The following is a 2,009-nucleotide window of genomic DNA, read 5'->3' on the forward strand; positions in this document are numbered from 1 at the left end:
GCACACGTGATCACTCACCGCCCAGCCCTCGAAGCCATCCAGCGATGGTCGACCTGGCGCCGACGCCACCAATATCGGGCGAAGAAAGCCCACTACCAGCGACGACACCGATTACGTCACGAAGTGCGGGACTGTGGATTTAAGGGTGTTTCCGGCCTGATTCGCTGACTGGATGGTCAGCGGGAAGGTGGCGTGATGACGACACTTGATGCCGTGGCGAAGAAGAAGGCCGAGGCCTCGGCCGAGCAGCTGGCAGCGGCGGAGTTGGTTCGGATGGCCAAAGAGCAGGGCTTGTCCCTGACCGGGCCCGACGGGCTGCTGCAGCAGTTCACCAAGACCGTCCTCGAGACCGCGCTGAACGAGGAGATGACCGAGCACCTGGGATACGAACCCAACCAGGCGCCCGAGGGCCGGGAATCGGTGAATGTGCGTAATGGGACCAGGTCGAAGACGGTGCTGACCGAGACGACCGGGCCGGTGCCGATCGAGGTGCCCCGCGACCGTGACGGCAGCTTTCAACCGCAGATCGTGAAGAAACGGCAGCGGCGGTTGACCGGGGTCGATGAGATCGTGCTGTCGTTGTATGCGAAAGGTCTCACCACTGGGGAGATTTCGGCGCATTTCGCGGAGATTTATGGCGCGTCGGTGTCGAAGGAAACGGTCTCCCGGATCACCGACAAGGTGGTCGCGGAGATGCAGGAATGGTCGGGCCGGCCCCTGGACGAGGTGTATGTCGCGATCTTCATCGACGCGTTGGTGGTGAAGGTGCGGGACGGTCAAGTCGCCAACCGGCCGATCTATGCCGCGATCGGGGTCACCGTGACCGGGGAGAAAGACATCCTCGGCCTGTGGGCCGGCAGCGGTGGTGAGGGCGCGAAGTTCTGGATGAGCGTGCTCACCGAGATCCGTAACCGCGGGGTCAAAGACGTATTCTTCCTGGTCTGCGACGGGTTGAAAGGCCTGCCGGAGGTGGTCGGCAACGTGTGGCCACTGGCCACGGTGCAGACCTGCATCATCCATCTGATCCGCAACACCTTCCGGCTGGCCGGACGCCAGCACTGGGACGCACTGAAACGGGACGTGAAACCGATCTACACCGCGGTAAACGCCGAGGCTGCCCGGGCCGCGTTGGATGAACTGACCGAGAAGTGGGGGACGAAATACGGTGCGATCGTGCGGCTTTGGGAGAACTCCTGGGAGGAATTCATTCCGTTCCTCGACTACGACCTCGAAATCAGGCGGGTGATCTGCTCGACGAACGCGATCGAGTCGCTCAACGCCCGCTACCGGCGCGCGATCAAGGCCCGAGGGCATTTCCCCACCGAGCAAGCCGCGCTGAAATGCCTGTATCTGGTGACTCGTTCGCTCGACCCGACCGGTGCCGGTCGGGCACGATGGACGATGCGCTGGAAGCCTGCGGTCAACGCGTTCGCGATCACCTTCGCCGACCGCTGGCCCGACGCCCGAACCTACTGAGAGAAACCGCCGGAAACACCTTTAGCGAGATAGCCCCCGAAGTGCAGCTGGAGTATTAGACCGTGTCTTACGTGGTTGTAATTCGTTCGCTTTGCGCCGGAATGTGATGTGCTGCATGATGTTCGACTCGTGGTCGATGAGTTGTCGAGACTTCTGGTGCCGGACGAGTTGTGGGCCCTGGTCGAGCCGTTGCTTCCGGAGTTCACTGCGCGTCCGCAGGGTGGTGGCACCGCCCCGGTTGATGAGCGTGCGGTGTTCACCGCGGTGGTGTTCGTGCTGACCAGCGGTTGTGCGTGGCGGATGCTGCCGCCCTCGTTCGAGGTCACCGTGCCGACGGCGCATCGCCGGTTCAGTGTGTGGACCGAAGCCGGGCTGTGGCGGCGTCTGCACAGCGTCGTGCTGGATGGGGACTGCCCCCGGTTCGGTTGACTCCTGATCTGTGATGACTTCGGTCTTCGCAGTGGAAGGATCGTCATCATGCCCAAGCCGTTCCCTGAGGAGTTCCGTCGCGACGTAGTCGCGGTCGCCCGCAA

General features: G+C 63.0%; 1 protein-coding gene and 1 pseudogene. Both read left to right on the forward strand.

Annotated elements, in window-relative coordinates:
• Positions 1–192 precede the first annotated feature (192 nt).
• Complete coding sequence (locus GVY39_RS33635; RefSeq protein WP_159931006.1) at positions 193–1,476, forward strand: IS256 family transposase; 1,284 nt, start codon at positions 193–195, stop codon at positions 1,474–1,476.
• 129 nt (positions 1,477–1,605) lie between these two features.
• Positions 1,606–1,881: pseudogene (locus tag GVY39_RS33640) on the forward strand (transposase); the annotation flags it as partial.
• Between the last annotated feature and the right edge of the window lie 128 nt (positions 1,882–2,009).

This window comes from Nocardia sp. CY15 (assembly GCF_009829295.1).
Classification (GTDB): Bacteria; Actinomycetota; Actinomycetes; order Mycobacteriales; family Mycobacteriaceae; genus Nocardia; species Nocardia sputi.